Origin of the sequence: Arthrobacter sp. TB 26, assembly GCF_000427315.1 — a bacterium.
GTDB lineage: Bacteria > Actinomycetota > Actinomycetes > Actinomycetales > Micrococcaceae > Arthrobacter.
This window is the reverse complement of sequence record NZ_AUPJ01000294.1, coordinates 1-6,924: the sequence shown is the minus strand read 5'-3', so window position 1 is coordinate 6,924 and position 6,924 is coordinate 1. Positions and strand designations below refer to the sequence as shown.

Annotated in this window: 7 protein-coding genes and 2 pseudogenes (1 of these 9 only partly in view); 3 read left to right on the top strand and 6 right to left on the bottom strand. The window is 68.7% G+C overall.

The window, feature by feature from the left end; translation table 11 throughout:
* The 4 genes and pseudogenes from K789_RS0110545 to K789_RS0110530 all read right to left on the bottom strand — a co-directional run.
* Positions 1-463: pseudogene (locus tag K789_RS0110545) on the bottom strand (anti-sigma factor domain-containing protein); it reaches 422 nt to the left of the window's first position.
* Position 464: 1 nt separating this feature from the next.
* Positions 465-1,068: pseudogene (gene sigK / locus K789_RS22840) on the bottom strand (ECF RNA polymerase sigma factor SigK).
* A gap of 234 nt (positions 1,069-1,302) precedes the next feature.
* Complete coding sequence (locus K789_RS0110535; protein WP_024366725.1) at positions 1,303-1,770, bottom strand: tRNA (cytidine(34)-2'-O)-methyltransferase; 468 nt, start codon at positions 1,768-1,770, stop codon at positions 1,303-1,305.
* A 21-nt stretch (positions 1,771-1,791) separates the two neighbouring features.
* Positions 1,792-2,748: a J domain-containing protein gene (locus tag K789_RS0110530; RefSeq protein ID WP_024366724.1), complete on the bottom strand. Its 957-nt coding sequence runs from the start codon at positions 2,746-2,748 to the stop codon at positions 1,792-1,794.
* Between the two features lie 126 nt (positions 2,749-2,874).
* Here K789_RS0110530 and K789_RS0110525 point away from each other — a divergent pair, with 126 nt between their 5' ends.
* Together K789_RS0110525 and K789_RS0110520 are read left to right on the top strand one after the other, a co-directional pair.
* On the top strand, positions 2,875-3,777 hold the full coding sequence (locus tag K789_RS0110525) for a diacylglycerol/lipid kinase family protein (protein WP_024366723.1): 903 nt from the start codon (positions 2,875-2,877) through the stop codon (positions 3,775-3,777).
* Between the two features lie 108 nt (positions 3,778-3,885).
* The gene (locus K789_RS0110520; protein ID WP_024366722.1) at positions 3,886-4,620 is read left to right on the top strand and encodes a hypothetical protein; all 735 of its coding nucleotides are present in this window, start codon (positions 3,886-3,888) and stop codon (positions 4,618-4,620) included.
* A 12-nt stretch (positions 4,621-4,632) separates the two neighbouring features.
* Here K789_RS0110520 and K789_RS0110515 read toward each other — a convergent pair whose 3' ends face one another.
* Positions 4,633-5,046: a membrane protein gene (locus K789_RS0110515; RefSeq protein ID WP_024366721.1), complete on the bottom strand. Its 414-nt coding sequence runs from the start codon at positions 5,044-5,046 to the stop codon at positions 4,633-4,635.
* An 89-nt stretch (positions 5,047-5,135) separates the two neighbouring features.
* Between K789_RS0110515 and K789_RS0110510 the strand changes: the two genes are divergently transcribed.
* Positions 5,136-5,885: a helix-turn-helix transcriptional regulator gene (locus K789_RS0110510; RefSeq protein WP_024366720.1), complete on the top strand. Its 750-nt coding sequence runs from the start codon at positions 5,136-5,138 to the stop codon at positions 5,883-5,885.
* Here the strand turns inward: K789_RS0110510 and K789_RS0110505 are convergent.
* Entirely contained in the window at positions 5,860-6,777 is a 918-nt protein-coding gene (locus tag K789_RS0110505; protein WP_024366719.1) for a DMT family transporter, read from the bottom strand. The two genes, K789_RS0110510 and K789_RS0110505, sit on opposite strands and share 26 nt — an antisense overlap.
* Positions 6,778-6,924 lie beyond the last annotated feature (147 nt).

Genomic DNA, 6,924 nt, shown 5'->3' with positions numbered 1-6,924 from the left:
CGAGCCAGTTGCGCATTCCCTGCGGCCGGTGTCGTTCCTCCCGGCGCTTGCGGGCAGCGCCGAGTTCGTCGGTGACCGAGGGCTCGGAAGGCTCCCGGACAGGCCGGGCCACGACCGGCGGGAGCACCGATGGCCCCTGCGCGTCCGGGGGCGCAGCGGAGTCCTGGGCGGGCAGTGACGCCATGATCCGTTCCAGCAGTCCGGGCGGCGGTTCTTCCTCCGCGGCAAAGCTGGTGGCGAGTGTCTCCCGGGCCTGGCGGACGCGTTCGTTGAAGGCAGCGCGTTCGGACGGAGGAGCCGAGGCGAGGTAAGCCTCGATGGCGGCGCGCTCGGCGTCGTCCACGGCATTCAGGGCGTACACCTCGGCGAGGTCAGCCGCCCGCCCCGTAGCAAGGTCGGTGGCGATATCGGCCGTGAAACCGCCGGGTACGCGGCCCTTGTCCTGTGCATTAATGTCGGTCATCTCAACTCACCCCCAGACAGGTCTTCAGTCGGATTAGTCCGTCGCGGATGCGGGACTTGATGGTGGGCACCGCAGCATTGAGCTTCTCTGCGACTTCCCGGTAGGTGAGGCCGCCGTAGTAGGCCAGCCGCACGGACTCCTGTTGTGTATCGGTCAGCGTCTCAAGGCAACGGACCACGGCCTCGGCTTCAAGCCGGCTGCCAACCTCGTCGGAGACGGAATCGTGATCGATGTCCTGGCTGCTCGCGCCGTATTTCGCTTCCCGGTCGGTGGAGGACTGGGAGGACCTGACCTTGTCCACGGCCCGGCGGTGCGAGATGGTCATGAGCCAGGCGAGCGGGCTGCCGGCCTCGGGGTTGAACTTGGAGGCGTTCTGCCAGACCTGGAGGAAAACCTCCTGGGTGGTGTCCTCGCTGAGTTCGACATCGATCAGCACCCGCCGGGCCATGCCGAAGACGCGCCGGGAGGTGAGCTCGTAGAACTCGGCGAAGGCTGCCTGGTCACCGCGGGCAACGCGCTCCAGCAGTGCGGCGAGCCGGCGGTTCACGTCGGCTGGGGNCAGGGGGAGCGGCAGCCTCGGGGTTCGGGGCGTTGGGAGTTTCCATCACCTTCAAGCATAGGGTGCCCGCCGCCGATCGCGGGTCAGGATGGGCTCCGGCCGGGACGTGGCCGCCCGCAACACGCCGGGCGGGACGTCTGTCCACCTGCACAGTAGTTGCCACCTGCCGCTCCTCGCTCCTTTCCCCGCTCCGTGGGCCCGTTGGTTGAACCGGACCTCAGAAGTGATTCGGGACTGCCGGCCAGCCGGATGGGCGGCGCGCCGGATAAGTTGCGGCCGGCTACAGCCTGGCGCCGGCGAATCCGTTCTGGCGCCAGGCCTCATAGACCGCGATCGAGGCTGCGTTCGCAAGGTTCAGCGAGCGCAGCGCAGGCAGCATCGGCAGCCTGACGCGTGACGTGACATGCGGGTCGTTCTTGAGTTCCTCGGGCAGGCCCACGGACTCGCGGCCGAAGAGCAGCACGTCCCCGGGCCGGTAACTGATGTCCGTATAGGACACCTCGCCGTCGGAGGTGAACGCGAAGACGCGTTCCGGTGCGAGGGCGGCCCAGGCGGCGTCGATGTCCTGGTGGACGGTCACGACGGCGAGGTCGTGGTAGTCGAGGCCGGCCCGGCGCAGCTTCGCGTCGGAGAAATCGAAGCCCAGGGGCTCCACCAGATGCAGCTCGGCTCCCGTGATGGCAGCCAGCCGGATGGCGTTGCCCGTATTGCCGGGGATTTCAGGGGCATGGAAGAGGATGCGGAACACTGTCCCATCCTAGCGAGCCTGCTAGTGCATCCCGCGCAGCAACCGGGCAAGCACCGGGACGATGACGGTGTTGGGGGCCGGGCCGGAACTCAGGAACTGCTTGAGTCCGCGTGCCAGACCGGCGGCATTGACCACCTGCACGGTCTCGTGCGCTCCGGAACGGCGGTGCCGGTCGATCACCGGCTCGTGCAGGTTGCCGTCGGTGCTGTGGACAACGGTCCAGCCGGTGACGTTGAGTTCCGGGAAGATGTCCTGCATCCGGCGCACCACGTGGGCCAGCTGGGGCGGTGCGATTGACCGGCCGCCGTGGGTGAGGGCGTTCCCGTTCCAGGCATAGGCGCCGGGCGGCAGCAGCATCGAGCCGATGATCGCCATGCGGTAGCCGGAAAGCACCACGTGGTCGATGTGGCTGTTGTCCGCCGGAGACTGCAGCCCGTTGATCAGCCGTGCGGCCGGGATGGCGGGCAGGATCTGCCGGCTGATGAGCTGCACGGTCCGCATTTCCCGCTGGATCCGGGCCTCAGCCCCGAAGATACCCCGTTTGCGGGGCAGCCCGTGGACCTGCTGGCGGGCCAGGCTCTCCGGGATCAGCGGTACCTCGCCGGTCCCGGCGTACTGCTCGAAGGGCGGGACGAAGACCGGGGCGTCGGATGCTGTGTTCCTGGGCGTGTTGGGCCGCCGCACGTTGGCCGAGGCCCGGCTCCCGGCCGCCGGGGCGTCGAAGTGGGCCCCCTCGTCAGGGGAAGGTTCCGCGAAGGGGCCACGGCCGCTGCCGTAGGAACGGTCGTAAGCGGCCCGGCTCTTGGCATCGATCAGTGTCTCGTAGGCGAGCGTGACGCGCCGGAACGCGGCGGGATCGCCGCCGTGGTCCGGGTGCGCGGTGCGGGCGGCCCGGCGGTAGGCCACCTTGATTTCCTTTTCCGTCGCCGTCACGGGGATCCGGAGCACCTGGTAATGCGAGCTGTTGCCCTGCGTCAAGCAAAAATCCTTTGCGTCGATGGTGCCAGCCCATCCTGGACGTCCGGCCTGGCCAGTTTAACCGGCAAGGGGAAGAACGAGCGCAAGGGCACGGAAGGTTCCCGGCGGGCTGGCATAATTCAGCGCATGATTATCGCCGTCGCCGTCAACCCGCGGGCATCTTTTGGCCGCGGGCGGCGTGCCGGCAGCGAGGCGGCCGAATGCTTCCGGGCGGCCGGGGCCGAGGTCCTGGTCCTTTGCGAGGACAGTTATGACGCGCTGGCACGGGCCGTGGACAAGGCGCTGGCCTCCGGGGCGGACGCCCTCGTCGTCGTGGGTGGCGACGGAATGGTCCACCTCGGCGTCAATGCGCTCGCCGGATCGGGCATGCCCTTTGGTGCAGTCCCGCTGGGGATCGTCCCGACCGGCACCGGAAACGACATGGCGCGGGCGCTCGGTATACCGGCGCACAACATCCCCGGGGCCTGCGCGGCGGTGCTGGCAGCCCTGGCCTCCGGCGGGCGGCTGATCGACGCCGGACGGGCCTCGTCCGGGGGTACGTCGCGCTGGTTTGCCGGAGTGATGTCCGCCGGGTTCGACGCGGCTGTCAACGAGCGGGCCAACGCCTGGCGGTGGCCCCGCGGCAAAGCCCGCTACCACCTCGCGATGCTCCGCGAACTCGCCTCGTTCCGGCCGATCAACTACACAGTGACGGCCGACGGCGAGCGCTGGCAGCAGGGAGCGATGCTGATGTCCGTCGCCAACGGCCAGTCGATCGGCGGCGGCATGAAGGTCACGCCTGACGCCGTGCTCGACGACGGCTATCTGGACCTCTTTATCGTCAGCCCGCTGTCCCGGGCCGGCCTGCTGAAGGTCTTTCCGAAGGTCTTTTCCGGCGGCCACCTGGGGCATCCGGCCGTCCACGTCCGGCGGGTGCGCACGGTCGAACTGTCGGCGGACAAAGTGGTGGCGTACGCGGACGGGGAGCGGATTGGTCCGTTGCCGCTCACCATCGAGGTGGTTCCCGGGGCGGTGCGCGTCCTGGCCTAGCCCGGGGGGCATCGATGCCTCCACCGCGGGAGTTCAGAGCCGAGAGTCTAGACTCATGCGGGGGCCCGGGCAGGAAGCAGAACGGGCACAGCGATATGGGGGCGGGGCATGGGAATCAAGCGCAAAACCGGGACCGCGGCAACGGCGGGCAGCAGCGCCGGTATCTGTCGCGTGCTCCGGGGCCGCCGGGGGAGCCGCGCGTTCCTGGCGCTCGCAGTCACGGCCGCGCTGGCCGGCTGCAGCGTCGGCGTTCCGGACCCCGCCGCGCCCAAGGCGGCACCTGCGACTGCGACGCTCGCCACGCCCACCATCACCCCCGGCCACGACGCCGCTGCTGTTGCGGCGAAGGACATGCCCTTCGCCGCCGGCGACACCCTGGCGGCCGGCGTGCCCGTCCAGCTCTCCGACGGGCTGCGGGACCTGCCGCGATGGAAGCCCGGCAAGGAAAACGTGGCCGGCGCCAGTGAGTACGTCAAGGAGGACGGCTGTGTGGTCTCGGCCAAGGTGCGGACCAACCAGTCAGCCCTCGCCGTTCCCGGGGATGACAGGGCGTCCACGGAAGCGCTCTTCCAGTACCTTGACGCCAGTATTCTTCCGGGCTACCTGAAATCGGAGACCCTGCGCTGGGGCGGGGAATCCGGCAAGCCCGCTCCGCGCGTCGACGTCCTTGTGTATCCGGGCGGTGAGTGGGCCGGCACCCGGGCCACGGCGATCTACGCCCGGCTCTTCAGCAAGGCGGGCACGTCCGTGTACCTGTCCGCCTCGTGCCCCGATGCCGCAAAGCTGGCCGCTGCGCGGATCGAGGCCGAAGCATGGATCGCGGTCGTTCCTCCGTCTGGCTGAGACCGGCAGCGCTCAGGCCTGCTTGGTTGGCGAGAGCCGATTCAGGGCCAGCGCCCCGACCAGCAGGCCAAAATCGCGCAGGGCCACATCGAAAAAGCTGCCCAGCACGAGGAGGTTGACGATGATACCGAGGAGCCAGGCCGCCACGAGCAGCGAGCCGAACCGCGGCTTCAGAGCCACGGCAAGTCCGGCGACGATCTCCACGACGCCGACGACGTACATGATGGTCTGCGCCGGCAGCGGGACGACATTCGTGACCACGGGCGCCAGGTACATGGTCCAGTCCGTGAGGAGGTTGGTGAACTTGTCCAGGCCGAAGATCACCGGCGCGACAGTAAAGACCGTCCGCAGCAGCAGGAATGCCTGCCGCGCGGGAACCGGGGCCAGTTGGCCGGCCGGGGTGCTGATGGCTGTTGAAGATTTCATGATGACTCCCTCTAAAAGTAGATAGCCTGATTTTAGAATGGGTCCAGGAGTTAAGCAATGAATCTTGTTTTTAGAGCTAGGCTGGATCCATGATCCGAACGCCCTGGAACCGCAGGATTGCGGCCGTCGCCTCCCTGGGGGATGAGAACCGCCGGAGGCTGTTCGACTTCGTCGCCTCGGCCGGGTGCGCCGTCAGCCGCGACGACGCCGCCGGCGCCCTCGGCCTGCCCAGGAGTACGGCATCCTTCCAACTGGACCGGCTGGTGCAGGACGGGCTGCTGGCTGTGGAATTCCGGAAACTTGGCGGCAGGGGAGGGCCCGGCTCCGGCCGCCCGGCCAAGCTGTATCTGGCAGCTGTCCGGGAGATCGCCGCCTCAGTGCCGGACCGGAACTACGATCTGGCCGCCGAGCTGCTGGTCTCGGCCATCGAGGAGTCAACGTCCGACGGCGGAACCGCGCGCGCAGCGCTATTGCGCGCCGCCTACGCACGGGGGCAGTCCGCTGCCGGGTCCCAGGGCGGGACAGCGGGGCAGGCGGACGCCGGGACAACTGCCGCGGAAGCCGCTTTCGCCGGGTTCCTCGCCGCGGAGGGCTACCGTCCCGAAGCCGACGGCGAGGGCGGAATGGTGCTGCTCAACTGTCCCTTCCACCGGATCGCCGAAGGCCACGCCGGCGTCGTCTGCGCCATGAACGGGGCCTTCCTGGCCGGCGCCGCGAAAGGCCTCGGCATCGATCCGGACCGGGTCCAGGCCCTCGCCATCGAAGACCTCCGTGCGCACGGAACCGCGCAGCCGGCGCAATGCTGCGCCCGGATCAAACCCCAGGAACCCGGCTCTTAGCGGCCCGGCCCGACGCGGCGGCCGCTGCGGGCTTGGCCTGCCTGGTCCTCCCGGTCAACAGCACCCCGGCGATCACCAGCAGTCCGCCCACGATCTGGACAAGGGTGAGCGCAGTCCCCAGCACCACCGTGAGGAGGGCCGTGAAGACCACAATCAGGTTGAGGTAGTTCCCGGCGGTTCCCGGCGGGGTCGTTTTCAGCGCAATGTTCCAGAACAGGTAGGCGCCCAGGGACGGGAACACGACGATGTACGCCAGCGACCAGGCTTCGGCTGCCGTCTCCGGGAGCCGCACGTTCATGGCCAGGGCGAACGGTGCGAGTGTCACGGCCGCAATCGCCACCTGAACCGCGGTGGCCGCGATGGCGGGGACAGCCAGTCTGCGGGCGATGATCGTGTAGAGCCCCCAGACCATAATCGCGCCGATCATCATGAGTTCACCGGTGTTAATTGACAGGCTGAACACGCGCTGCAGCTCGCCCCGGGTCAGCACCAGCAGCACGCCGAGCAGGCCGAGGCAGATGCCGAGCCAGCCCAGACGCGTGGTCCTCTCACCCAGCAGGACGATCGCCAGCACCACGATCAGGGCCGGGTTGGCCGCGGTGACCAGGGCAGCGTTCACGGCGGAGGTATGGCCAAGCGCGCCGTACAGCAGGAGTGTGTAACCGCTCATGCCGAGCGCGCTCAGCAGCAGGAGCACCGGCCAGCGGCGCAGGACCGCGCGCCAGTCCGGCTTTTCCACGAAATGGGCCAGGAGCAGCAGTGGCACGGCGGCCAGCGTCCAGCGCCAGAACGTCAGGTCCATGGGGGTCATTGAGGCGACGGCGGCCTTGCCGACAACGAAATTTCCGGACCAGAAGAGGGTGGCGAGGACCAGGTACAGGGACGCTTTCACCGCTTGAACCTACACCAGTGCCGCCGCGGGCCCGCAGGTAGAATTGCCCTGTGCCCGTTTACCTTGATCATGCCGCCACCACCACCCTTGCCCCGGAGGCCCTGGCTGCGCTGACCCGCGAACTGGCCCGGACCGGCAACCCGTCCT

Excerpts from the sequence above, each read along its gene's own strand:
- K789_RS0110515 (WP_024366721.1), bottom strand. The coding sequence starts at position 5,046 with ATGAAATCTTCAACAGCCATCAGCACCCCGGCCGGCCAACTGGCCCCG.
- K789_RS0110510 (WP_024366720.1), top strand. The coding sequence starts at position 5,136 with ATGATCCGAACGCCCTGGAACCGCAGGATTGCGGCCGTCGCCTCCCTG.
- K789_RS0110525 (WP_024366723.1), top strand. The coding sequence starts at position 2,875 with ATGATTATCGCCGTCGCCGTCAACCCGCGGGCATCTTTTGGCCGCGGG.
- K789_RS0110520 (WP_024366722.1), top strand. The coding sequence starts at position 3,886 with ATGGGAATCAAGCGCAAAACCGGGACCGCGGCAACGGCGGGCAGCAGC.